The organism is Geobacillus kaustophilus (assembly GCF_000948285.1).
Classification (GTDB): Bacteria; Bacillota; Bacilli; order Bacillales; family Anoxybacillaceae; genus Geobacillus; species Geobacillus thermoleovorans_A.
This window is the reverse complement of record NZ_JYBP01000003.1, coordinates 2,670,504-2,695,876: the sequence shown is the minus strand read 5'-3', so window position 1 is coordinate 2,695,876 and position 25,373 is coordinate 2,670,504. Positions and strand designations below refer to the sequence as shown.

Here is a 25,373-nt window from a genome sequence, read left to right as displayed (position 1 = left end):
AGGAGGAATATTATGTATATTATTATTAGCAACCATCACAGCCGAGTGCTAGCAATCTATGAACTACTTTCATTTTCTCGTTCATCCGTCAAGAATGTGTCTATTTTTGTGAAAAAAGATATGGAGGGATGACGAAATGAAAGCATTGTTGCTGGCAGGAGGATTAGGTACGCGTCTTCGTCCATTGACCGAAAACATCCCCAAACCTATGGCCCCGATTGCGAACCGGCCATGGCTTGAACACCTCATCGTTCATCTTCGCGACCAAGGAGTCAACGAATTTGTCATCGCCACACATCATTGTTCAGAAGTGATCCGTCGCTATTTCGAAGATGGGAAGCGCTGGAACGTCAAGATTACATACGCGCTCGAACCGTTCCCGCTTGGAACGGCTGGGGCGATCAAAAACGCCGAGCGTTGGCTTGATGAACGGTTTCTCGTGTTTAACGCCGACATCGTGCATTTGCCGCAACTCATTCCTCTGCTTGATTTTCATCGCCAGCACGGCGGCATGGCGACGATTGTGTTGACGGAAGTCGATGATCCTTCGTCTTATGGAGTGGTAGAACAAAATGACCGCGGACAAATTTTGCGCTTTGTCGAAAAGCCGCGCCGCGAAGAAGCGCCGTCCAATCGTATCAACGCCGGTATGTACATTTTCGAGCCGGACGTGATGCGCTACATCCCGGCTGAGCGGGAAGTATCGATTGAACGCGAAACATTCCCGCTGTTGATCGAGAAGAATGTCGGTGTATATGGCGTCGTCAGCAACGGATACTGGCGTGATATGGGGACGCCGGCCCGCTATCGCCAAGTGCATTGGGATGCGTTGAGCCGGGAGTTTCCGATTCCGCTCAAAGGACGCGAAATTCAGCCGGGTGTGTTTGTTGGCGAAAACGTGGAGATTGGGTCTGGCGTCTTGTTTGTGCCGCCTGTGCTCATCGGCGACCACGTGAAAATCGGTTCGCAGGCTGTCATCGGTCCGAATGCGGTCATCGGCGACCGCTGCCAAATTGGCGCCCGCGTCCATTGCGCGCAGACGATCGTTTGGGACCGCTCTGTCATTCGCGACCGCAGCCGGCTGCAAAACAGCATTTTCGGCTATCGGACGGTGACGCCGGCGGGAGAAGTGTTCGAAGATTCGATTATTAATCAATTCAAGGAGGCGGTGCAAGCATGATTCGAATTGCCTACGTCAGCACGTACCCGCCGCGGCGGTGCGGGCTGGCGACGTTTACGGAACATTTGCACCAAAGCATTGACGGCGTCCGGGGCCCATCCGATGGCGACCGCGTCATCGTTGTGTACAACGAAAGCGACGGCGATGACGCCTATCGCGACAATCCGGCGTATTGGCCGCTTCCGGCGCAAAACCGCGCTGCGTATGCCGAGATGGCCAAACGGGTGAATGAAAGCGACATCGACGTCGTTTTATTGCAGCATGAGTTCGGCATTTTCGGCGGCGAGGCGGGCGAATACGTTCTTGATTTCATCGCCGCGCTCAACAAGCCGCTCGTGACGACATTCCATACGGTGTTTGCCGATCCGCCGCTGCCGTACCGGCCGATTCAGGAAAAAATCGCGGCGGCGAGCGATGCGATCATCGTCATGAACCGGCAGGCGATTCCATACTTAGTGCAGGCGTTCGGTGTTCCGGAGGAGAAAATCGTCTACATCCCGCACGGCGCTCCGAGTCCAAGCAGCGAAAATCGCGATTCGCTTCGCAGCCGCCTCGGATTCAGCGGCCGCAAAGTGATGCTGACGTTTGGCTTGCTCAGCCGCGGCAAAGGCATTGAGTCGGTCTTGGCTGCGCTTCCGGGCGTCGTCTGCAAAGTGCCGGAAACGCTGTATGTCATTGCCGGCGAGACGCATCCGGAAGTGAAAAAGCGGGAAGGAGAAGCGTACCGCGAGGAGTTGCAGGCGCTCATTCACCGGCTTGGGCTTGACCGCCATGTCCGAATGGAAGACCGGTATTTTGACGAAGAAGAGTTGATTGATTACTTGACGGCGTGCGACTTGTATGTCACTCCGTATCCGGGCATGCAACAAATCACAAGCGGCACGCTCGCCTATGCGGTCGGCGTCGGCCGTCCGGTCGTTTCGACGCCGTATGAGCATGCGCGCGACTTGTTGCAAGGTTGTGAAGAGCTGTTGTTGCCGTATGGCGATACGGCCGCTTGGGAAGAGCGGCTCGGGCAGCTGTTGGCCGACGAGGCGGCGCTGAAGCGATGGGAGGAAAAGGTGCGCCAAATCGGGGCAAACACCCATTGGCCGCGCGTCGGCGAACAGCATGTCGCCTTGTTTGCGCGCATGTGCGCTGCGAAACGCGGGGAGGTGAAGACGGTTGGCACCGTCAGTCATTAAGTTCGATCACCTCGAGCGCATGACTGACGACACCGGGTTGCTTGAGCATAGCCTTGGCCGCATCCCGCGCCGGCGCGAGGGTTATTCGACCGATGACAACGCCCGCGCCATTTGGGCGTGTCTGGAATGGCTGGCGCTGTGCGAAGACAAAGGAGAAAAAAGGCGGCTCTACCGTTTGCTTGACCGATATTTGGCATTTTTGCTTTGGGCGCAAAACGATGATGGCACGTTCCATAACAACTTTTTCTTCGACCGGACAAAAGAAGAGGAAACGCCGTCAGACGACTGCTTCGGGCGGTCGTTTTGGGCGGCGGCGCTGGCATACGTTCGCCTCAGTGATCCGGCGCGGCGCGAGGCGGCAGCAGATATGCTGCGGCGGGCCATGCCGGCGGCATGGGAGCTTCGTTCGCTGCGCGGCTTCGCCTGGGGGATGGCCGCTTGCGGCGTCTTATTGACAGAAGGACGCCCGCTTGGCGTCGATCAAGAGGAAGTGGCAGCTTTGGCCGCACGGCTTGAAGAGCGGCTGCTTGCGGCGTATTGGGAGCATGCTGGCGACGATTGGCATTGGTATGAACCGGAGTTGACGTACGCCAACGGGGTGCTGCCGTGGGCGCTTTGGACGGCATATCGGCGCGCGCCGCGGGATGAGGTGAAGGAAGTGGCGGAAAAAAGCCTTGCTTTCCTTATTGAAAAAATGAGCGGACCGGGAGGTGTCATCCGTCCGGTCGGCAACCGCGGCTGGTGCAGCCGCCGCTACCGCGCCGATTGGGATCAACAGCCGCTTGATGTGATGAAACTCGCTTTGGCGGCGCGCGAAGCGTATTGGGCGACGGACGACGAGCGTTACCGCGGCGTCGTCCGCCGCTGCCTCGCTTGGTTTTACGGACAAAACGACGGCAAGGCGCCGCTTGCCGACCCAAGCGACGGCAGTTGTTGCGACGGGCTTGGCCCGAACGGCCCGAACCCGAATCGGGGGGCGGAGTCAACATTATCCTACTTGTTAACAGCAGCAATCGCTCAATCGATTTCGGTGGAGGTGGTTGTCGATGAATCCATCAACAGCGAAACCGTTCGCATGGCCGGCACACGTGTTTAAAGAATACGACATCCGCGGACGAGCCGGCGAGGAGCTCGATGAGTCGTTCGCGTATTGGCTCGGACGGGCCTTTGCCGACATGATGCAAAAGGAAGGCGAGAAGAAGGCGGTTGTCGGTCATGACAATCGTCTGTCATCGCCTGGCTTGCATCGGGCGCTCAAAGATGGGCTGCTCGATAGCGGCTGCGATGTCGTCGATATTGGGCTTTCGACGACGCCGATGTTTTACTACAGTTTATACTACACGAACATTCCATGCGGCATGATCATCACCGCCAGCCATAACCCAGGGGATGAGAACGGATTTAAAATCGCCATGGGGAAAACGACGATTTATGGCGAGCGCATCCAAGTGCTGCGGCGGACGATGGAGCGGCTCAGCCAGGAACAGCCGCGTCCTGAAACAGCGCGGGGGCGCGAGGAAACGCTTGACCTTGCTCCGGCATATATCAATATGTTGAAGGAGAAAATCCAACTCGGTCCGCGCAAGCTGAAGGTCGTCGTCGACTGCGGCAACGGCACCCCATCGATCATTGCGCCACAAGTGCTCAAAGAGTGGGGATGCGATGTCATCCCGCTTTACTGTGAATCCGATCCGACGTTTCCGAATCATCATCCGGACCCGGTCGTGCCCGAAAACTTAACGGATTTGATTGAGATGGTGCGCAAGGAGAAGGCGGACCTTGGCATCGCGTTTGACGGCGACGGCGACCGGATCGGGGTTGTGGATGAGACAGGTGCGATCCGCTGGGGCGACCAGCTGATGGTGCTGTTCTGGCGTGAGATTCTTGAGCGTCACCCGGGAGCCGACGCGCCGGTTGAAGTGAAATGCTCGCAGGCGCTCGTTGAGGAAATTGAGCGGCTCGGCGGGAAGCCGTTCTTCCATCGGACCGGTCACTCGCACGTCAAAGCGACGTTGCGCCGCCGCCAGGAGATTCCGTTTGCCGGCGAAATGTCCGGGCATCTATTCTTCAACGACGAGTTTTACGGCTACGACGATGCACTGTACGCCGCCGGGCGGCTGCTTCGTTTATTGTCGCACGATGAGCGCCCGCTGTCTGAGTGGTTTGCCGATGTGCCGCATTACGTTGCGACGCCGGAGACGCGCGTCGCCTGCCCGGAAGAGAAAAAACCGGCCGCCATTGCCGCGGTGAAAAACCGGTTTGCCGGCCGTTATCCAGTCGTTGACGTCGATGGCGCCCGCATTCAGTTCCCGGACGGTTGGGGGTTGGTGCGGCCGTCGAACACGCAGCCGATTCTCGTGTTGCGTGCAGAAGCCAAGACGGAAGCGGCATTGGCGGAGATTAAGCGGCAGTTGGCTGATTGCCTCGCCGCCCTCGAATTGCGCATCGATTGGTGATGCTTTTTCTCCAAACTGTTGACGTTTGCTGTGAAGCGCTCTTTCCCGGCGTGGGCCGTCCGCAGGGCTTCCACGCCGGTTTGTTTTTGCCGTTAGGGGGCTCATGCTTGATTTCTTGTAAATAGTTTGTCCATAATAGATAAGGATAAAAATGTATTGTAGGAGAGTTGAAGGCGTGGTGATCCGTGAATCGTTGCAATATATTCAAGATGCATACGCGGCATTGACGGAGTTGAGCATGCTTATCGTCGATGATCACGGTGCTCCCGTGACGAAAGTATCGAATATGACCGAGCTGGCGGAGCTCGTTTTGTTTGCCGCTAAAAGGGAAGCGCCATCGTTTTTCTGCCCGCGAGAACTTGTTATTGACGGATGGCAGCGTCCATCGGTCGTGCCGGTCGGGCGTTTTGGCATGAAAAGCATCGTCGCTCCCGTGTTTGTCGATGAGAAGGCGGAATATTGGATTTGGGCGGGCGTGTTTATCGAGGAAGAGACGAAATGGCTCATTTGCGAACAGCCGCTGGTAGACGGTGGAAAGTGGGTGTCAGCCATTGAACGATCGGTGGCGCTGCCGGCGCGGGCGGTCGAAGCGAAGTTAAAAGATATAGAAAAGATGGCGGTCATATGCGGGGAATTAATCAGCGGCGAGCGCCGCAAGCAACAATGCCGTGAATACGGAAAACGGCTCGAAGCAGTGGTCACGGACAGCTCCGCCCTAGCGGACGTGGACAAGCTGCTTTTTGAGTTGCGGGAGTTCGATGAACGCGTCGATATGGCGTTGTATATCGCCAAATGTCCGCAAGGATGGATGGTGGCAGCGGCAAGCGGGGAAAAGGCCGGAAAGCTGCGCGGCAAGATGATCGATGCGTTGTTTCCGCCGCTTTTGTCTTCGGAGCCGCCGCTTCGTTCGGTTTACGTTCAAGATGCGGCTTTGGATCCACGCTTTTCCTTTTTTGTCCGCCATGGCATCCGCCCGAAAGCGATGATTGCGTATCCGGCGACCTACAGAAAAAAAATGGAAGGATGGGTCATGATCGGCAGCGAGGCGGCCTCTTCACTGCCGGCGGCGCTTCGTTCGGTCGGCTCCGCCCTCGTTCAACATTGGCTGCTCCTGGCTAAATGTACAGAGGCCGATATGGAAATGGACCGTCATTTGATGCGCCTGTCGATGCTGGTGGAAATTGGACGGGCCATGCGTGTTGTGCAGAACGAGGAAGAAATCATCCGGATGATGGCCGAATTCGCCGCGGAGCTCGCTTACGGCGATTTTGTCTGCCTAGTATGGTCTAGCGATGGCCAAACAGCGGTTGTCCACGAAGGGGCGATGGACGTAGAAATGGCCGTTCGTTATCGGGATGATGTCTGCCGTCGCTATGGCTGTCACGGTGAGAAGGCGAAAAGCGAGGTGCCGGCGTTGCTTCATGTCGAGGGCAAACCGGTGATGGAAGTGCCGTTTTTCGTCGGCGCTGGCCGCTATGGCGTTCTCGCCGTTCATATAAAGAAAGAAAGGGAAGCGAAAGAGGCGGAAGTGTATATGACGGCGCTGGCCGCGATTGGTGCGATGATGATTAGCGGCAAGGCTCACAGTGGGAATGATGGGACGGTCAATATCGACATGCTGTCCGAGCAATTGACAGCCCGGGAGATGGATGTATTGGAGCTGCTCATTCAAGGTTGCAGCAACCGCGAAATTTCAGAACGGTTGTTCATTAGCATCCATACCGTGAAAAATCATATTACGAACATTTTCCAAAAAATTGGCGTCAATGACCGGTCGCAGTTGATCGCCCTTGTGTATCAACTAAACCACCGCCGGCAACGCCGCTAAGGGGACATCATTGGACGATGGGTGCCATGATGTCTTTTTTTTTGGATGTAGGAAATTGGAATGAGCCCCATTTTGTATTATAATGAATTGTAGTAAATAAGAACTATTTTTCGAAAGGGATGGAACAATCAAGGAAAAACTAGTCTTCGAATCTGTTTTCCCAAGCGCTGGAACGTGCAATAGTGGAAAAGCTGCCATGCTGCTTTGGCCGGCGCATAAGCATAACAAGGATAGGGGAATGCCGATGAAGCCTGCGGCCATGATCCGAACGATGGCGATCATGAAAACGGCAGACATTTTAAAAGCGATGGACATTACCGATGAACTGGCGAAGAGAATGGGGTTTTTGCCGCGCGATTGCCTTTTTCTTCGGCTAGCGACAGAGGAAGCGTGCACGAATGCGTATGAATATTGTCAAAAAACGAGAAAACTGCCATTTAGGATATTTTGGAAAATTGAGGCAAGACAGCTTATGATCATTGTCAAGCAGCGAGGGGGATGCTTCTCCGTAGCCCAAACGGACGTCGTCAACACTGGGCCGCGCGGCAGGGGGCTGCAGCTGATCGCCCATATCGTCGACGATGTATACGTGAAGCGAGCGGGAAACAACGTCTTGTTGTGCATGTGCAAGTGCAAAAAAAAAGATTGACTATTGGAGGAAGCAAGATGAGGATGAGACAAAGGGCAATTTGCACGTTGACATGGGCAGAAGATATTACGTTAAACAACGTCGAATCGTTCCGTCAAACGCTGGAAAAGTTGCTGGACAAACGGGCGGACCAATTGATTGTCAACATGGAGGGGGTCAACTACATTAACAGCGCCGGACTCGGTGTCCTCGCTGACAGCGTCATGGAGGCGAGAGCCCGACAAAAAGAGTTGGTCATTGCTGGAGTGGAAGGGTCGCTCGCAGAAATTTTCCATATCGTCAAATTTTCTTCGTTTATCAAACTATTTGCCACAGAGAAGGAAGCCATGGATTATTTCAGTGGAGAATGACGCTCTATGGTGGATGGGTTTTGGGAATATGTTCAACGTTATGACCACCTCGCGTGGCGGGAGTTGCTTCTCGCCTTGGAAAAAATGAATGTATTCGTTGGGCCGGGCGATTATGTGTATTGGCTTGCAGCGCCCGAACAAAGGCGGATCTTGTTCATTTCGTCATCATGCGAGCAGCTGTACGGCCTGCCTCCGGACGACTTTTACCGCGATCAAGACATATGGGCAAAAGTGTCCTACCCGGATGACCGCGCCAAGGCGGAAAGAAAATGGTCGCTCCTTTCGGGAGCGGATGCGGGCGCCCAAACGTATCGCATCATCAATCAGCGGGATGGCTCCGTCCGTTGGGTGCTTGAACGGACGTTTCCTGTGCTTGGCCAATTCGGGGAAGTGAGGCTCGTCAGCGGGGTTGTCGCGGATTTGACAGAAGCAAAGCGAAACGAGAATGAACGGCAGCTCGCTGAACAAGTGTATAAAGCGATGGAACAGGCGATGCTCGTAACCGATGGCCAGTTCGTCGTTCAGTTTGTCAATCCGGCGTTCACAAAAATCACTGGCCATGGTGTAGAAATCGTCGGTCAGCCGCTGCATACGCTTTATGCAGGTTATTACGAGGCTTGGCTTTATGAGGTGATTCGAGCGGGAACTGGGGAAAGTGGAGAATGGAGGGGGTGGATGCGCTGGCGGCGGAAAAACGGTTCGGTCTATGTCAGGCAGACGACGGTGCGGGCTGTGCCCGGCCATGATGGAGGAATTGCGTTTTACTTGTTTTTATTTGCCAGTCTAACTTACGAGAATTCATACATCGCAGCGATGAAAGATGACTTGCGGCTGGCCCGCGAGGTGCAAAAGCGCGTGTTGAGCAAGCCGCTGTCGGCCAAAGGAATTCACATTGCCGGAACGTACATCCCATCGCGGGAGCTGGGCGGCGATATGTACGCCTGGTATCCGATCGACAAACAGCGGTACGGCATTTTTTTAATGGATGTGATGGGGCACGGGGCGGCGGCCTCGCTTATTTGCATGTCGATCCGCTCGCTCTTAAACGGCGTCATCCGCAAAGGGATCGTTCCGACGGAAGTGTTTCGCGAGCTGAACCGCCATATGCGCCAGTTGTACCATGAAAACGGGCGGATGACGTATTATTTCACCGCCGTGTATGTTCTTGTGGATGTCAAGGAACGGATGATTGAATATGCATCAGCCGGCCATCCGCCGGGGTTTTTGTTCCAACCGGACGGAACGGTGGCGGAGTTGGACCGCGGCTGCGCTCCGATCGGGCTGCTTCCGCGCCTTTTTGTCGACAGCGGCCGGTTGCGCTACGAGCCAGGGGCAACGCTTGTGTTGTATTCCGACGGGGCGATTGAAGGGGGGGAGGGATCCGTTCGGCAAAAGATCGAGGCGCTTCGCGACGCGCTGGCGCCGCATATTTTATTGAATGAGCGGATGCTTTTGGCCCATCTGCGCCGTCATTTTGCGCAAAAAGGGCCGCTTCCGGACGATTTTTCGGCGGTGGTGGCCAAGCTTGGCTAAGTGAGGCGAAAAGCCGCTTATATTCGGATGATCGATCCGCTTCACAAGCTGCTTTTTCTTTATGTATGAAATGGCACGGCAGTCAAGCTTGTCTCCCTCAAAGGGGAGGCGGTTGCAAAAATGGCCTTTTGGGCTATCCTTTTTACGTGTTGTGAAAAGACGGGCAAATTCACTCCTGCCACCCAAGATGGCGGCAAACACCAAACTATAGTATAGATTCCTTTCCGCAATTTAGGTGACAATTATGCTGTTGATTGCGAATACAATATAGAAAAGGCAACAGGAGGGAAGGCATATGGCGGTGGCAAATCCGGCTGGATTTTGGAAGCGGCTGCTGGCTAACTTGTTGGACGCCATTGTCGTTGGCATTCCGATTTCGATCATCGGCTATCTCATTACTGGCAGTTGGGAAACGAACTGGTTTACGTCGTTGGCGAACATCCTTTACGCGTTAATCGTTCCGGCTGTCTGGTACGGGTATACGGTCGGCAAGCGGATGCTTGGCATCCGAATTGCGAAAGTGAATGGCGGCAAAGTCGGCATCGGAACGATGTTTTTGCGTTCGTTTGTTGGTGGACTCGTATACTTTATCACGTTCGGCATCGGTCTCATTATTAGTGCGATTATGGTCGCTGCGAGAGAAGATAAACGGTCGATTCACGATTTTATCGCTGGGACGTATGTGACAACGGAAAAACCGACGGTGTAAACAATGGAAAAAGGCGGGCTTCCGAGTGGAGGCCCGCTGTTTTTACATCGACGATTCGAGGTAAATAAATTCCGGATGCGGATGGCTTAAAAAATCATGATGGGAAATGTCCCAGCCGTAGGCGCCGGCGCAGCGGAACAATACGATGTCGCCAACGCGAAGGCGGGCGCAAGGCACATCCCGAGCCAATATGTCGTTTGGCGTGCACAATTCGCCAGCTAACGTCACCTGCTGGTTATGTAAAGATGGGCGGTCAAAGGGATATGGCCACTCATCAATGGGAATGACGAGAAAGGGATGGTTCATTTTCCAGGCTGCCGGCAGCCGGAGATGGTGGGTGCCGCCCCGGAGAATCGCAAAATGCGTTCCATAATTGTTTTTCAGATCGAGCACTTCGGACGCGTAGTAGCCGCTATGGGCGGCGACAAAGCGGCCGAGCTCGAAAATGACGGTCCGTGGTGACGCTTGGCAGTATAGCAACGAATGCAACTTTTTCGCAAACCAGTGCCAGCCAAACTGTCGATCGGGATCGCTGTAATGGACGCCGATTCCCCCTCCAACGTTTACTGTGGGAAACCGCCGCCCGTACGTCGTTTCCGCTTGCGCGACAAATGACAGGCACGTTTCAATAAAGGAAAGATGAGCCTGTTCATCTGTATGATTGGACATCGAATGAAAATGGAATCCTTGCAGATCAATAGACGGAAGAGTCAATGCCGTATGGATCGCTTCGGCGATATGTTGTTCGTCGATGCCAAATTGGGTCGGTTTTCCCGCCATATGCAATGTGGCGCCTGAGGCGGCTTGGCGCAAATTGACCCGCAGGAGTACACGCACGGTTGTTTGCTTCCTGTCGGCGATCCAATTCAGCCGCTGCAATTCCCATACGCTTTCGACATGAATGAGTGCAACGCGTTCCTCAATCGCCGCGGCCAGCTCCTCATCTGTTTTTCCTGGACCGCCGAAAATGACTGGAGAATCGGCAAACAGGCGGCGTATTTTTTGCAGCTCGCCGCCTGAGGAGACTTCAAAGCCGGCGACATGCGGCTCAACTGCTTGCAAGATGCGTTCATCCGCGTTCGCTTTCACAGCGTAAAAGAGCCGGACGGAAGGAGGAAGGGAGGCGGACAAGCTGGCTGTATGGACGCGGAGGCTGTCTAAGTCATATACATAGGCGCAAAGTGGACCCTGCTGTTTTGCCTTGCGTTCTATAATGGCTTGAATGACGGTGTTCAATCGTTCCATATTCGTCCTCCTGTAGAGATGTTCCATAGTTCTTTTCGCCGCCAAAAGGCAAGGGCGCAAAGAAGGCAGAGCCATCCCATTGTATAGCCAGCGATTTTCGCTCCAACATACTCGGCAAGAGTCGTAAGCAAAAGGGTGCCGAGCGGGATGAAGCCGCGGTCCATTAAAGCGATGCTCATGACCCGTCCGCGCAATCGATCCGGAACGACCAGCTGGATGGCCAGGCGGCATAACGTCCGGTATAGTTGCCCGGTCAAACCGGCCAGTGCCATGGCGGCTAAGCAAAGCAGCGAATGTTCAAATAAGACGATCCATAGAAGCAACGATAGAGAAAAAGCGAGCAAAGAGACGATGAGCCATTTGCCGATCGCCTCGACCGGCCGGAAGGAAAGCCAGATCGTGCCGAGCAATGCCCCGGCGGATGAGACGGAGAGCAACACGGCGAAATCCCCGGCATCGCCGTTGGCCAACGCGTCAACAAGAAGAGGGGTGACCGCTGAATAGGCAAAGCCAAACGTCATCGGGATGATTGAAAGAAGAAGCAGCCCCCGAACGAGCGGGGTGCGCTTGATGTAACGGATCGCCTCCCCTTTGCTGCTGTCTGCCGGACGCGCAACTGGACGGCGGGGGCGGCTCTCTTCTAATGACAATACAGCAAAAGCTGCGATAACGAGCATCGTGCTGTAGGCGATAAGCAGTGAAACGCCGCCGAGTGAAGAGAGCCCCCATCCAGCCGCTGCCGGGCCGATGATTTTCCCGATGTGAAGAGCGGCGGTATGCAACGAAATGGCACTGGAGAGCGCCTCGTTTGGAACAAGGTCTGCGATATAGGCGTTGCGCGCGGTCGTTTCCATGGCCATAAAGATCGAACGGACAAAGACAGCGGCAAACAGCCAAATTAATGAAGATGGCTCGCGCAGCAACCAAGCGATCACCAAAGTAAAACCTGCCATGCCCAGCAAGGAGGCAGCAAGCACTTGGCGCCGGGACAGGCGGTCGGCGAGCACGCCGCCGAGCCAACTGAATAGAAAGATCGGCAACAGCCGGCAGGCGTTGAGAACGCCTAGGTCGAGCGACGAGCGGGAAAGCTGCAACACAGCCCAGTTTAGGATGACGAAATCAGTCCACTCCCCGATGCGCGCCGGCAATGTTCCGCTCCAATAAATCCGGAACGGGCGCCAAAATAGCGCAAAAGAGGGGGATGGTTTTTTCGATGTCAGAAGCATGTCAACTCCCCCTTATCGACTCATTGCCAACGGATTGGGAACGGAAACGAAACAATACGTTTTCGCTTTTGGCTGCAGCCGCATTTTTGCCAGTGCCTTATGATCGATGTGCGGCCGGTATAAGGCCTGGCGGTCTTCGTGTACTGCTCGTTTTAGGTTTGGGTCTTTGGCCAATTTGGCAAACACCTCATCACATTGGCGGCGGACGCATATCCAGCATTGTTCCTCGGCAATGCCCCACTGGCGGCTGATATGACGGATGATTTCGCCAAGCTGATTTTGAAAGACTGTATAAAACACTTTGTTTTGTGCTTCTCGCAAATCATCCGTAATCGTGATTGAATCGGGACGGACATCGATATTGAATCCTTGGCGCTCAAGGCGCGGCCGGTACAAACGGATGCCTCCCCAGTCGCGAAACAGCAATTTCATCGGTTTCCCTTGCCGGAAAACGGGAACGGTATTTTGCAAGTGTCCTTCCAGGCCAATGCCGTACTTGACGAGCAACGTTAGAAAGCCACGGACGGCGATGCCGACGTATTCGTGAAGAAAGGAAAGCGCCGTTTCTTGAGATGATGGACGGCCGATTCCCTTGGCATACGCTTCAATAATATCGTTGATAATCGGCTGGCCGCTGAATGGTGATGAGGCGTATAAAGCGGTGCCGGCAATGGCGATTTCCCCTTCATCGACAAAGCGATCCAGCCCTTCCCGATAAATGACCGATAAGTTCCGTGCTTTATTTGGATCTTTAGAGCGGAACGAGCAGCCGCCGATTTCACAAACAGGAAGGAAGATAGCGGACAAGTCCCTCTCTCTTTCCAAAATGGTGCGAAGCAGCCGGCTGTACGTTGCGCCGTTGTTGGCTGACTGGGAGGAAATGGACCTGACCGTCGAGGTCATTTGACTATGGACGGCAGTTTTTATATACAGCGGCGCTTCTTTCGCCAAAACGGTTCGGAACGAGGCGGTCGCCTGCGTTGGGATCACCGCTCCTTCGATCAGCCAAAGGCGGCCGTCGCGCAATTCCTCACGATAGACGTTAGGAATGACATGTTCGTATTGCCAAGGATGGACAGGCACGAGCACATAGTCTTCTAGTTTCTTTTTGGTTTGCTGGAAGCGTTCTGCAACTGGGCCGCGCAACGACGGAAAATGATCGAGCAGGAATGTGTTCGGATCCTTGTATCCGTCAAAATGGAAATCGCACAAATGGCGTCGGACGGCGACGATCCGTAGCTGCGGTTGACCGCCAAACTCAGCCGAGTAAGCAAATACGTCTTTAGGGGACATCGGCAGTTTCGTTTTGGCGCTTGGATGAAGATGATGCCCTTCAATGCAAAGCTGCTCGAAAAACAGCGCCGGGCAAAACGATGGATCGATTTGTCGTTGTTCGATATAGGTGAACAAATTGTCCGCTTCCTTCCGCATCGTTTGGCATTCCTTTTCAAAATGCCAATAAGCCAACGCCAAGTTGGAGGTTCCGTTTTCCAATTCTTTCGCCAGCTGCGCCCATGCTTGTTCCTCGCCGGCCGCTTTGATGAGCGGCGTTAGCAACGAAAGGAAGGAAAGGGCGTCCCGCACCGTTTGGATGCCTTCGCCGATCCAAACGACCTCTTCGCCGATGTCGCATTGGCGGAAGGCTGATTCGCCGCGGATGGGAATAAGAAAACATTGGCCGGACGCGACCGGAAACAGTTTATACGTGATCCCTTCCTGCAAATTGGCATCTGGCAGCCGGTGAACAACCGATTCCCATTCTGGCGCCAGTCTGTGCCAGTTCGTCATATATACCGAGCCGATCACTTGTAAGTCATACGAATGTGAGTACAAGCCGAATACGTCTTCTCGCAGCAATGCAGCTACGGTTCGTTGCAAGATCGTCGTCCGTGCCCGCATGACATGGCGGACATAAGCGGAGAGACATTCAGGAAATCGTTTTTGGATGAACTCGGCGCATTCTTGTTCGTATGGATAAAGGATGATATCAGCTGTCCGGAGGGATAAACGCGTGTTCATTGTTCCCATTCCTCTCTTTTCCATTTGGCCAGCGGATTAGCTGTTTCAATGAATCGGTTGCGAAGATCATCGGTTAAGCGCATAGCGACAAGTGCTTTCATCGGCAGCACCGGGGAGAAGAGCGCGTCCCGATCTTGCCTTGCCTGTTCTTCTGTTTCACTGTCACGGGTCAGCGCGGCAAATGCATTCTCCATTACATCTGCTGTGGCCTGCCAAAGGAGTGCCTCGTCGATAGAGAACGTGCGGGAGAGGCAGGCGATCAGCTCGCCAAGATGGTTGTGAATGACGGCATGGGTGAACGTATGCCGCAACTCGTTAAGATCTGCTGTCACGATGCTTGAAGGCGCGAGCTCGTCAAGCGGATAGCGATGGCGACCGAAGCGGCCGCAATGAAGGCGGATTCCTCCCAAGTCGCGAACGTGCATTGACTGGGGCGCGCCGGAGCGAAAGACCGGAAGGCTATTTTGCAAGTGAGCTTCCAAGCTGATTCCGTACTTGCATAAAAGCAAGAGCAACGGCGGAACGAGCATTTCCGCATACTGCCGGAAAAACCATACAGCCGCCTCGCGCACGGAGCTTGCCCCCTGATTGGCTGCATATTCCTCAACGAGCTCAGCTGCCACCGGTTTGCCGCTCAGGAAGGAAGGGGCAAGAAGCGTCACGGCTGGCATCATGATATCCCTTTCCGCCAAATCGCGCTCCGGATTGGTTCGGACGATGGCCGAGAGCTGTTTGGCAAGAGCGGCATCCTCGTTGTCTGTCCGACCTTGCGGCGAGAAAGCGATGCCCGCTGTTTCGCTGACGACCTGAAAGCGGGGAGCAAGCCGCTCTTTGACGAGCACATCGTTCAGCCAAAGCGATAAGCGTGGTCCGTTGGCCGCTGCCGCCGGAGATACAGTGCGGATGGCGCTCGTCATTTGCACGTTGATCGGAGTTTTCAAATGATCGCCGGAAGCGCCGGGGATCATGAACGTCCGCACGGAAACGAGCGGATAAGCAGGCAGTACGCCACCATCGATCGGAACGATTGTTTTTGCGGCCAGTTCGTTTTGGAAACGCTGTTGGATGACGTGTTTCCATTGCCATGGATGGACAGGGATGACGTCGTATTCGCATTCAGACAGGCCGTATGCCCGCAACGCTTTTTGCACAACGGCCTGCAACGTTTTATCTTGTTCGTAAACCCAATCTGCCATCCGTCCGTAGGAAAAGGAAATGAAACGGCAATGGCTGCGGCGCACCGCCAGCAAGGGGAGAGCGACTTTCGCTTCCCATTCCGGCGAATAGTCGATCATGTCTTGGACGCTGAAGCCGAGCCGCGTTTTGGCGCACGGGTGTAGTGTATGCCCGTCAATGACCGTTTGTTCGTAAAAGGTGAGAGGGCTGAACGGCTGCGGCTGGGCACGCACCCACTCGAGCGAAGACGAGTACGTTGCTCCATATGTATCGCGCCATCGACAGCGACGCCGCTCGGCCGCGGCTTGGGCAAGCGCGTCGTTGATCACGCTGTTGGCGATTTCGGCGCAAAATCCGTCCCAATTTGGTGCACAACTGATGAGCCCTTCGCGTTGAAGCAGCTCGAGCAGCTCCAAGGGAGAGGAGAGAGGCTTTCGCTCCTTCTGATCAAGCAGCCAAAGGCGCGCAACGGTAAAATGCCCTAAGGAAAACCGTTCCATTACCGCCGCTGTGATTCGTTTCTTCATAGAGAGTAGGATGGAAAGCTCCAATTTGTGGCCGGTTTGTTCCCAAACAACGCGATCTGGGCTGAGGAGCTGTTCGCGAATAAGCGCCTGCAGCAGTCGGTTGGCTATGCGTTGACGGCTGTTCGGCAAGGTGTCCAAAAACAAACGAGCCAACGATGGATCGACCGTTTGCAAATATCGATATGTTTCTTCTTCCTCAGTGAGAAAGAGGATGGATGAATTCAATGGGACCCCTCCGTTTGATAATGATTATCAATATCGTTAAATATCATAATATAAATGATTATCATTTTCAATAAAGAATTAAAAAAATAGTCTTTCCGTCTAAGAGATTAGGAGGAGAGTAAGAAAAACTGACTATATAGATGCAACGAAAAAGGTTAACATATCCTTGACGGAAAAGTGGCTTGTCCATTTTTCGACTGTTGAAGGCAAGCCACAGGCTTGCCTCCGTCACGCCTTTTCGTGACGGAAGACCGAACAACCACCCGCTTCACAGACCCATACATGGGTCTGAAAGCGCGTTGTTCGTTCGCCCGACAGTCGATCAAATGCTCAGCAAAAGCGACAAATGTTAAAGCTTCAAATTACATCTATATAGTTCGATTTATGGGAGGGAGAATATAGAGGTTCCGCCTAAGAGGTCGGCAATTTGAAGGAAAAATAACGTTTTTTTGCTTTTCACTTAATAAGTGAAGATTCGAAGAGGGGCTAAAACCTTGATATAATAACGTTTTCTGATACTTTTGATGAATCCCTGTCATATAAAGGATGTCCGATTGGGTGCTAAAGAAGGAAAACCAATGCACGTTGACGAATATGTCAAATTGCTATAGCAGTAGTATAAAGTTTTTTGATGATAGAAAAAAGGAGGAGAATGGATTGTCGTTAAGCGCTTATATCATTCGCACCATGTTCGTTGTCATTCCTGGCACAGCGGCGATCGGTCTTGCGACATGCCTGGTCAACGGCATTCGCGGGGCGGCATTTTGGTGGACGCTTGTTGCTACGGTGCTGTTTGGCGCGATGCTCGGTTTCGTTTCAGCAACGCTCAACTATCGGCGGTTTGTTGCACCAATTGCCGTTATTAATGAACATTTAGGCAAGATGACAGGGGGAGATTTGACGGTGCGCATACCGCTTGATCGCGTACAGCAGCTGCGACCGATTGCGGCGTCATTAAACGATATGGCAAACGCTTGGCAAAGTGTGATGGGGCAAATCCAACATCATGCCGAAGAAGTAGCGCAATATTCTCAGCAGCTTGCTGCTGTCGCCGAACAGACGACGAAAGCGACAGAGCAAATTGCGGCGACGATGGAAACGATTGCAGCAAGTGCGGAGGAGCAGGCCGATGCTGTCCGCGCCACCGCCGCGTCCGTGCATGATATTTCCCAAACATTGAGCGGCGTCGCTTGCCATACGAAAAATGTGGCGCACCGCGCCGAGAAAACGTCGGCGAAAGCAGAGGACGGCAAGCAGTCAATCGGACAAATGTCGGAGCAAATGCAGTTCATTTACGATCATGTGCAAACGCTCGGCCAAGTGGTGAAAGGGCTTGGGGAGCGCTCGAACGAGATTGGACAGATTACGGAAGCGATCACCGGCATTGCATCACAGACGAATTTGTTGGCGCTCAATGCGGCGATCGAAGCGGCGCGCGCCGGTGAGCAAGGGAAAGGGTTTGCGGTTGTCGCAGATGAAGTGCGGAAGCTCGCAGAACAATCAGCGCGCTCAGCGCAACAAATTTCCGAGCTGATTGGTTACATTCAAGAAGAAACGAAGCGGGCGGTTGCGTCTACCGAACGGGTGATCTCCGAAGTGGCGAAAGGATTGAACGTTGCGGCGGCATGCGGCCAATCATTTGCCCATATTCGCGAAGAGGTCGGCCAAGTGAGCCAACAAATTGGACAAGTATCGTCCGCCATCGAGCAAATGACGGAGCATGCCCGCCAAGTGAGCGACGCACTCCAACAGATGACCAATATTGTCGAACAGTCAGCGTCCGGTGCGGCCAACGTATCGGCAGCAACGCAGGAACAAATGGCTTCCGTCGAGGAAATCGCCTCTTCGTCGACATCGCTCGGTCAGATGGCGGACGAGATGCGGGCAATGCTGAAGAAATTTTCTGTGTGAGTGAGGAAAAGGACGCTTTCTCCGAGAAAGAGGGGGCTTTCAAACGACGTGTGGAAGTCAAGGTTTGGAATAAAATGGTTTGCATCTTTGCCAATTGCCTGATAAAATAAAAAAAGTCAGTCATCATTGTTATACGCTTATCTGCTAGGGGAGTCCGAGAGCCGGGCTGAGAAAAGAACGCGATGAAGTTCTTTGACCCTTTGAACCTGATCTGGGTCATGCCAGCGTAGGGAAGCAGGCAGCGGGAACAGATGGACGTGTCTTGTTCATTTGACCTTTTGCCTTCGATCAGGTTCCGGTGTCGGAACCTGTTTTTATTTTGAATCGGCCGCCATCGCCTATTCTCGTGTTTGCCCCGCTTCAGACGGTGTGGCTTCGGATCTGATCTTTCATAATTTTATGTTGAAAGGGGAAGCCACGCATGGAAAACATCCGCTCGTTTATGTCGTTTCCGGAAAGCCGCAAAGTGTACATCGAAGGGTCGCGCCCGGATGTGCGCGTGCCGATGAGAGAAATTGCTTTGTCGCCAACGAAAACGCCGCAAGGAATGGTGGAAAACAAACCGGTGCGTGTCTACGATACGACGGGCCCGTATACGGATCCCGATTTTGAACCGGACGTGGAAAAAGGCTTGCCTCCCCTTCGCCGCCGCTGGATCATTGAGCGCGGTGATGTGGAGGAAATGGAGCAGTCTTCTGTTGCGATCCAGTGTTCGCTTCCGTTCGCGCGCCGCCCATTGCGGGCAAAGCCGGGAAAAACCGTGACGCAAATGCATTACGCCAGGCGGGGAATCATCACGCCGGAAATGGAGTTTGTCGCTATTCGCGAACAGATCGATCCGGAGATTGTCCGTCAAGAAGTCGCCGCTGGTCGGGCGATTATTCCGGCCAATATTAACCATCCAGAGAGCGAACCGATGATCATCGGCCGTCGTTTCCATGTGAAAATTAATGCCAATATCGGCAACTCGGCTGTTTCTTCATCGATTGAAGATGAAGTGGAAAAACTGCTTTGGGCGGTGCGCTGGGGCGCCGATACGGTCATGGATTTATCGACCGGCAAACACATTCATAAAACGCGCGAGTACATCATCCGCAATTCGCCCGTTCCGGTGGGAACGGTGCCAATTTACCAGGCGCTTGAGAAAGTAGGAGGGGCGCCGGAGAAGTTGACATGGGACGTGTACCGCGAGACGCTCATTGAGCAGGCGGAACAAGGCGTCGACTACATGACGATCCACGCCGGTGTGCGGCTTCATTACATTCCGCTCACCGCCAACCGGACGACCGGAATTGTATCGCGCGGCGGCTCGATCATCGCCCAATGGTGTTTGGCCCACCATGAAGAAAACTTTTTGTATACGCATTTTGAAGAAATATGCGAGATTTTGAAACAATACGATGTCGCGATTTCCCTCGGCGACGGTTTGCGCCCCGGCTCCATCGCCGACGCGAACGATGAGGCGCAGTTTGCCGAGCTCGAAACGCTCGGCGAGCTGACGAAAATCGCCTGGAAGCATGACGTGCAAGTGATGATCGAGGGGCCGGGGCACATTCCGATGCATAAAATTCGCGAAAATGTCGAGCGGGAACAGGAGCTTTGCCACGGGGCTCCGTTTTATACGTTAGGGCCGCTTGTCACCGACATCGCGCCCGGGTATGACCATATTACGTCAGCGATTGGCGCCGCCATCATTGGCGCTTATGGAACGGCGATGCTTTGTTACGTAACGCCCAAAGAACATTTAGGGTTGCCGAATAAAGAGGACGTACGCGCCGGAGTCGTGGCCTATAAAATCGCCGCCCATGCGGCTGATCTGGCAAAAGGGCATCCAGCCGCTCAGCAGCGTGACGACGCACTCTCGAAAGCGCGCTTTGAATTTCGCTGGAACGACCAGTTCAACTTATCACTTGACCCGGAGCGGGCCCGCGAATACCATGATGAAACATTGCCGGCTGAGGCGGTGAAAACGGCCCATTTTTGTTCGATGTGCGGGCCGAAATTTTGTTCCATGAACATTTCACATGAACTGCAACGGAAAATCAAAGAGGAGGGGATGAAAGAAAAAGCGCAACAATTTATTCGACAAGGGTCGTCGCTGTACCAATGACAAGAAGCGTGCTGTGATGCTCGGCATGGTGGAGAGGAATGGAAGTTCGATCAACGGAAAAAGCATGAGCTGGAAAACGCTCGGTGCTGATCGAAGCAGCAGGGGGGCGAACGTTCATCGCCCCTCTTGGTAACTATTCACCCCGATGCTAGTGTGTAAAGTAGCCCAGCACAAATAGGGCATTTCTGTCATAGAAAATGCCCTACGTAGCGGAAAGAACACGATCTATCGTTTCGCCTGTCAACAGAAGACACAACGAGTCCCACACGTTTTTTTCGTGCTTGGTGAGTGTGGAAACGATGCTCCTTGCGATGCAAAACGACTGCGCGAACGTTTCCTGACGAAATGTACCCGAGATGTTCTCTTTGACTTTGACCATGCGAAGATCCCGTTCGGCTTGGTTGTTGTCAAAGGGAACGTGGGCTTCACGCAAAAAGCGCAGCGCTTCTTCCTTTCGTTTTTGAAGTCGCCGAACGAAGGAGAGCGCTTTTTTCGGCAACGGTGTCATCCCTTCCAACTGATGGTTGGCTTTCTCGAGTATGCGATCATACACGTGCTCCCAACGTTTCGCTTCTTCTTCAGGAAGAAAGCCACCATGTTGTTCGACCACTTGTTTGGCATTTAATAGAAACGTGGTCATCCGTTTTGCCCATGTATGCCCTTGTTCGATGAATCCTTTCAAGTCACGTAAATGATGGGCATGACAAAGGGCATGTGTGGCTTCGGTGTATCTCGGGTATGTACCGAATGCATCATGCATCATCGTTCCTTTATATCGTGGAAGAATCCCGATTTCATCGGTTGCTTTCTTTCCACGAGAAGCGTGAGGAGCTAAGTACGTATATGCGGATGTACAGGCGACATGAACCCAGGCCTGTTTGCCATCGATCCGCAAGCTCGTTTCATCGACATGCAAGATGTCCGATTGAAGCAATGCTTCCTCGATGATGTCCATGTTTGGTTCGAGTGCTTCGCGACCTCGTTTGACCATATTGACAAGTGTTCCTGTGCTGATCGGATGTTGATATAGCTCTTCCATCATGTCACGTAAACGTTGATATGGAATCATTTGTATGTTGTATAAATACACGACAAGCGCCGTGATCCGTGGACCATATTGCACATGATTGGTGACGTGTGATGGGAACTCGGCTTGTTGCACGCATCGGCAATGTGGACATGATTTCACTTCGCGTTCATGTTGTGTCACTTCCATCGTCACGAGAGGCAGATCAAACACTTGACGGACATCGACTTTGAACGGTTTTACGTCACGCAAAGAAGACCCGCATCCTTGACACGTATGTACGCGATGGACGACACGATGATGTGGATGTTCCACTTGACGGAGCGTCGTTCCCTCATGTCCCTCCTGTCCGCCAGGCTTTTTGCCAGACGGCTCGCGGGAGGAACGCTTTTTCTCAAAACGGTCAGAAGATGGGGGCAATGGCTATTAGAGCTGTTTTTTTTCGTGCGTGCTTCCAGCTCTTGAACACGATACTTCAGTTGTTCATTTTCTTTGCGTAGCTGTTTGTTTTCTTGACGCAAATGTTCATTTTCTTGAATGAGTTGATGAATGAGCTGTTTTTGTTGTTGGACTTTGCTGATTAAGCTTTCAACCGTCAATACAGCTTGTTGTACCGTCAACATGCGATTCACCTCCTTGTCTATCAATATTCACATCATAGACAGGAAAACCAAAAAATATTCAGCTCACTTTATGAGGTGGCTGAATAGTTACCCCTCTTGTTTGTCCTGCAAATTGGCGCGGTTCATTACTATTTTAAAAATATATAATTTTTGAAAAATATATTTACAAATCATTTCGGATTGATTATGATAATGGCATAAGGCGCAAATTTCTAGTCATAGAATGATTATGCGGGGAAAACTGCGCAGTCTATCGCGGCGCCTTCGCCGGCGTTTCGCTTCCATAGACAGCGGCCAGTTGCGTCATCGAAGCATGGATGATGCCGGCCGCTTCTTTTTATGGCGAAAGGGCCGGGTTTCAGAAGGTTGATCGCGTTTTTCTAGCAACTTAGCGAAAAAGCCCGCTTTTTGAGAAAAAAGATTTTGATGATGTCTTGATGTGAGAAAGCCATTGGTATGATAGGCTGCTTCGTGAACGTGAGATGGGCATGAGGGCGGTGGGCGTGCGCATAAACTGAAACGAAGGGCCATGAGGAGGGATGGGATTGAACACATTTTCCGATATTGTGCAGACGATGCCGCCATATTTGTTCTCCCGATTTCAGAAGAAAAAAGAAGAACTGCTCCAGCGAGGGGTCGATGTCATTGATTTAGGGATCGGCGCCCCCGATTTGCCGCCTCCTTCCTTTGTCATCGAAGCGTTGAAAGAAGCGCTCAATGCACCAGAACACTATACGTATTCGCCATATGGCGGCTGCAGGGAGTATCGGGAAGCGGTCGCGCGTTTTTATGAACGGGAATATGGCGTCAAGCTCGATCCCGAGACCGAGGTGTTGGCGTTAATCGGCTCGAAAGAAGGAATCGTCCATTTGTTGCAAGCCGTTCTCAATCCCGGCGAGCTCGCCTTAGTGCCTGATCCGGGCTATCCCGTCTACCGGACGGCCGTCCATTTTGCCCGCGGCCAGAGCCTATCGCTTCCGCTCGATGCGCAGCATGGCTACGCGCCTCGGTTTGATGCGCTTCCCTCGTCCGTTTATGACCAAGCGAAAATCATGTTTCTCAATTATCCGAGCAATCCGACGGCCGCCACGGTCGATTTGAGCGTGTTTGCCGAAGCCGTTTCCCTTGCCCGTCAGCACCAGATGTTCATTGCCCATGATGCGGCCTACTCGTTTGTGACGTTTGCCGGGTTTCGGGCGCCGAGCATTTTGCAGGTGGACGGAGCAAAGGAAGTGGCGGTGGAATTCGGCTCGTTGTCCAAAAGCTATAACATGGCCGGCTGCCGCATCGGATATGTGGTCGGAAATCGCGACATGATTCGCGCGCTTTCGGTGATCAAAAGCAACACAGATACGTGCCAGTTTATTCCGATCCAGAAGGCGGCGGTGGCGGCTTTGACGAACGGACGGACGTTTATTCGAGAAAATAGCCGCATTTATGAACAACGCATGAATATGATGGTCGAGAGGCTTCGAGAACTAGGCATCGACGTGCAGCGGCCGAAAGCGACCTTTTTCTTGTGGATTCCGGTCTATGACGGATACTCGTCCGAACGATTTGCCGCCAAACTGCTGGAAGAAGCGGGAGTCATCGTAACACCGGGAACAGCGTTTGGACCCGCAGGGGAAGGATATGTCCGCGTATCGCTGTCAGCGCCGATGGAGCGTCTGCAGCAAGCCGTTGAACGATGGAAGCAAGTGGATTGGGAGGAATCGGCGCCATGAAGCGAACGATGCATCACATCACGGTGGCTCAGGCCATCGTCGAATGTTTCAAACAGGAACAAATCCGCTATGTGTTTGGTGTGCCGGGGGAAAGTTATTTGCCCCTGCTTGATGCCATCTATGATGAGCCATCCATCGAGTTCATCTCCGCCCGCCATGAAGGGGGTGCTTCCTTTATGGCGGAAGGGTATGCGAAAGCGTCGCGGAAGTGCGGCGTCGTGCTGGCGACAAGAGCGGTTGGCGGGGCGAATTTAACGATCGGCGTCCATACCGCGAGGCAAGATTCCACTCCGATGGTCGTGTTTTTGGGGCAAGTGAACAGCCGTTTCCTAGGGCGTGAAGGATTTCAGGAAGTCGATATGGAAGCGTTTTTTCGTCCGATCGCAAAATGGGTGGTCGAAATTCGCGAAGCCGAGCGGGTGCCGGAGTTGGTGCAACGGGCGTTTCGCACCGCGAAAACAGGGCGGCCCGGCCCCGTCGTCGTTTCACTTCCGGAAGATGTATTTTCCAAAACGATAACGGAAGCAGCGATGGCTGAAATTCATGTGCCGAAGCCGGCCCCAAGGCAAGAAGATATACAGAACATTGAAGAGATTCTGAAGCTCGCCAAACGGCCGCTCGTGATTGCCGGCGGCGGCGTCAAATTGTCGGGAGCGGAGCAGTTGCTGCGTTTATGGGCGGAAAAGTATGCACTTCCGGTAATGGCGGCATTCCGGCGGCATGACGTATTTCCCCACAACCATCCGTGCTATGTCGGCCACCTAGGTCTAGGAGCGCCCAAAGCGATCATTGAAACGGCCGAGCAGGCGGATGTGGTGATGGCGTTGGGAACGAGGTTGTCGGAAGTGACGACGCAAGATTACCGTTTGTTCTCTCCCAATCAGACGCTGATTCACATCGATATCGACAGCGATGGATTCGGAAAAGTGTATGAGCCAGATATCGCGGTTTGGGCTGACTGTCGGGAAGCGCTGTCCCGTTTGCTTGATCTCGCGGTGCGGCCGTCTTGGCAAGAATGGGCGGCCGAACGGAGGAAACGATACGAACAAACAGCCGTGCTGCCGCTTGAAAAACGAAATCTCTATGAAGCGGTCATGGCGAGTTTGGGGCATCATTTGCCGAAAAATGCAGTCATTACGAACGATGCCGGGAATTTCGCCGGTTGGCTTCATGCTTTTTTCCCGTTTGGGGATGGGCACACGTACATCGGCCCGACGTCAGGAGCGATGGGATATGGCATGCCGGCTGCCATTGGCGCAAAACTGGCCTTTCCCGACCGGACTGTCGTTTCTTTATCCGGGGATGGCGGCTTTATGATGACGGTGCAGGAGTTGGAAACGGCCGCTCGGTACGATATTCCGATCATCAGCATTGTGTTTAACAATCATATGTACGGCACTATCCGCATGCATCAAGAATTGCAGTTTCCGGGGCGGGTCATCGGAACCGATTTAGGCCGCGTGTCGTTTGCCCGGTTGGCGGAATGCTTGAACGGCTGCGGGTTCCAAGTACAGACGGAACAACAGTTCACAGAAGCGCTTCTTTTGTCGCTTGGGGCCAAGAAGCCAACGGTCATTGAAGTGTTGACGGATCCGGACCACATTTCGGTGGCCGCAACGATCCAGGATTTGCGGGCCAAGAAGAAGACATAATGATCACGTGGTGTTCAAT

17 protein-coding genes, 1 pseudogene and 1 riboswitch are annotated in these 25,373 nt (G+C 53.5%); of the genes and pseudogenes, 13 read left to right on the top strand and 5 right to left on the bottom strand.

Going from position 1 to position 25,373, the window contains the following annotated elements; genetic code table 11:
• Positions 1 to 136 precede the first annotated feature (136 nt).
• The 9 genes from LG52_RS13935 to LG52_RS13895 all read left to right on the top strand — a co-directional run bounded on the left by LG52_RS13935 (position 137) and on the right by LG52_RS13895 (position 9,889).
• Positions 137 to 1,180 carry a sugar phosphate nucleotidyltransferase gene (locus LG52_RS13935; protein WP_044732392.1) on the top strand — a complete coding sequence of 348 codons (1,044 nt, stop codon included), beginning with the start codon at positions 137 to 139 and terminating at the stop codon, positions 1,178 to 1,180.
• The gene (locus tag LG52_RS13930) at positions 1,177 to 2,364 is read left to right on the top strand and encodes a glycosyltransferase family 4 protein (protein ID WP_044732391.1); all 1,188 of its coding nucleotides are present in this window, start codon (positions 1,177 to 1,179) and stop codon (positions 2,362 to 2,364) included. The genes LG52_RS13935 and LG52_RS13930 overlap by 4 nt, the downstream gene beginning before the upstream one ends.
• The gene (locus LG52_RS13925; protein WP_044732390.1) at positions 2,345 to 3,460 is read left to right on the top strand and encodes a glycosyl transferase; all 1,116 of its coding nucleotides are present in this window, start codon (positions 2,345 to 2,347) and stop codon (positions 3,458 to 3,460) included. The genes LG52_RS13930 and LG52_RS13925 overlap by 20 nt, the downstream gene beginning before the upstream one ends.
• A complete protein-coding gene (locus tag LG52_RS13920; protein ID WP_044732389.1) occupies positions 3,411 to 4,820 on the top strand; it encodes a phosphomannomutase/phosphoglucomutase in 1,410 nt (469 codons plus the stop codon). Before LG52_RS13925 ends, LG52_RS13920 begins: the two co-directional genes overlap by 50 nt.
• A 175-nt stretch (positions 4,821 to 4,995) precedes the next feature.
• Positions 4,996 to 6,648: a helix-turn-helix domain-containing protein gene (locus LG52_RS13915; protein ID WP_044732388.1), complete on the top strand. Its 1,653-nt coding sequence runs from the start codon at positions 4,996 to 4,998 to the stop codon at positions 6,646 to 6,648.
• A gap of 244 nt (positions 6,649 to 6,892) precedes the next feature.
• A complete protein-coding gene (locus LG52_RS13910) occupies positions 6,893 to 7,297 on the top strand; it encodes an ATP-binding protein (protein ID WP_044733273.1) in 405 nt (134 codons plus the stop codon).
• A gap of 17 nt (positions 7,298 to 7,314) precedes the next feature.
• Positions 7,315 to 7,647, top strand: a complete 333-nt coding sequence (locus LG52_RS13905) for an STAS domain-containing protein (protein ID WP_044732387.1) — start codon at positions 7,315 to 7,317, stop codon at positions 7,645 to 7,647.
• 6 nt (positions 7,648 to 7,653) lie between these two features.
• The gene (locus LG52_RS13900; protein WP_044732386.1) at positions 7,654 to 9,180 is read left to right on the top strand and encodes a PP2C family protein-serine/threonine phosphatase; all 1,527 of its coding nucleotides are present in this window, start codon (positions 7,654 to 7,656) and stop codon (positions 9,178 to 9,180) included.
• 295 nt (positions 9,181 to 9,475) lie between these two features.
• Complete coding sequence (locus tag LG52_RS13895; RefSeq protein WP_044732385.1) at positions 9,476 to 9,889, top strand: RDD family protein; 414 nt, start codon at positions 9,476 to 9,478, stop codon at positions 9,887 to 9,889.
• Between the two features lie 42 nt (positions 9,890 to 9,931).
• Here the strand turns inward: LG52_RS13895 and LG52_RS13890 are convergent, their stop codons facing one another.
• The 4 genes from LG52_RS13890 to LG52_RS13875 are packed head-to-tail and all read right to left on the bottom strand — an operon-like array spanning position 9,932 to position 16,307.
• Positions 9,932 to 11,134, bottom strand: coding sequence for a type III PLP-dependent enzyme (locus tag LG52_RS13890; RefSeq protein ID WP_044732384.1), 1,203 nt, complete (start codon positions 11,132 to 11,134; stop codon positions 9,932 to 9,934).
• Positions 11,122 to 12,360 (bottom strand): MFS transporter, encoded by a 1,239-nt coding sequence (locus LG52_RS13885; RefSeq protein ID WP_044732383.1) that lies wholly within the window; start codon positions 12,358 to 12,360, stop codon positions 11,122 to 11,124. The genes LG52_RS13890 and LG52_RS13885 overlap by 13 nt, the downstream gene beginning before the upstream one ends.
• Before the next feature lie 12 nt (positions 12,361 to 12,372).
• The gene (locus LG52_RS13880) at positions 12,373 to 14,379 is read right to left on the bottom strand and encodes an IucA/IucC family protein (protein ID WP_052523731.1); all 2,007 of its coding nucleotides are present in this window, start codon (positions 14,377 to 14,379) and stop codon (positions 12,373 to 12,375) included.
• Positions 14,376 to 16,307 (bottom strand): IucA/IucC family protein, encoded by a 1,932-nt coding sequence (locus LG52_RS13875; protein ID WP_044732381.1) that lies wholly within the window; start codon positions 16,305 to 16,307, stop codon positions 14,376 to 14,378. The genes LG52_RS13880 and LG52_RS13875 overlap by 4 nt, the downstream gene beginning before the upstream one ends.
• 657 nt (positions 16,308 to 16,964) lie before the next feature.
• On the opposite strand from LG52_RS13875, the gene LG52_RS13870 reads away from it, so the two are divergent.
• Positions 16,965 to 18,218, top strand: coding sequence for a methyl-accepting chemotaxis protein (locus LG52_RS13870; RefSeq protein WP_044732380.1), 1,254 nt, complete (start codon positions 16,965 to 16,967; stop codon positions 18,216 to 18,218).
• Positions 18,219 to 18,354: 136 nt separating this feature from the next.
• Positions 18,355 to 18,468: riboswitch (TPP riboswitch) on the top strand.
• A 171-nt stretch (positions 18,469 to 18,639) separates the two neighbouring features.
• Positions 18,640 to 20,328: a phosphomethylpyrimidine synthase ThiC gene (gene thiC, locus LG52_RS13865; RefSeq protein ID WP_044732379.1), complete on the top strand. Its 1,689-nt coding sequence runs from the start codon at positions 18,640 to 18,642 to the stop codon at positions 20,326 to 20,328.
• A gap of 202 nt (positions 20,329 to 20,530) precedes the next feature.
• On the opposite strand, the pseudogene tnpC reads toward thiC, so the two are convergent.
• A pseudogene (gene tnpC / locus LG52_RS13860) lies at positions 20,531 to 21,978 on the bottom strand (IS66 family transposase).
• Between the two features lie 545 nt (positions 21,979 to 22,523).
• Here tnpC and LG52_RS13855 point away from each other — a divergent pair.
• The gene (locus LG52_RS13855) at positions 22,524 to 23,702 is read left to right on the top strand and encodes an aminotransferase class I/II-fold pyridoxal phosphate-dependent enzyme (protein WP_156133455.1); all 1,179 of its coding nucleotides are present in this window, start codon (positions 22,524 to 22,526) and stop codon (positions 23,700 to 23,702) included.
• The gene (locus LG52_RS13850) at positions 23,699 to 25,354 is read left to right on the top strand and encodes a thiamine pyrophosphate-binding protein (RefSeq protein ID WP_044732377.1); all 1,656 of its coding nucleotides are present in this window, start codon (positions 23,699 to 23,701) and stop codon (positions 25,352 to 25,354) included. Before LG52_RS13855 ends, LG52_RS13850 begins: the two co-directional genes overlap by 4 nt.
• Positions 25,355 to 25,373 lie beyond the last annotated feature (19 nt).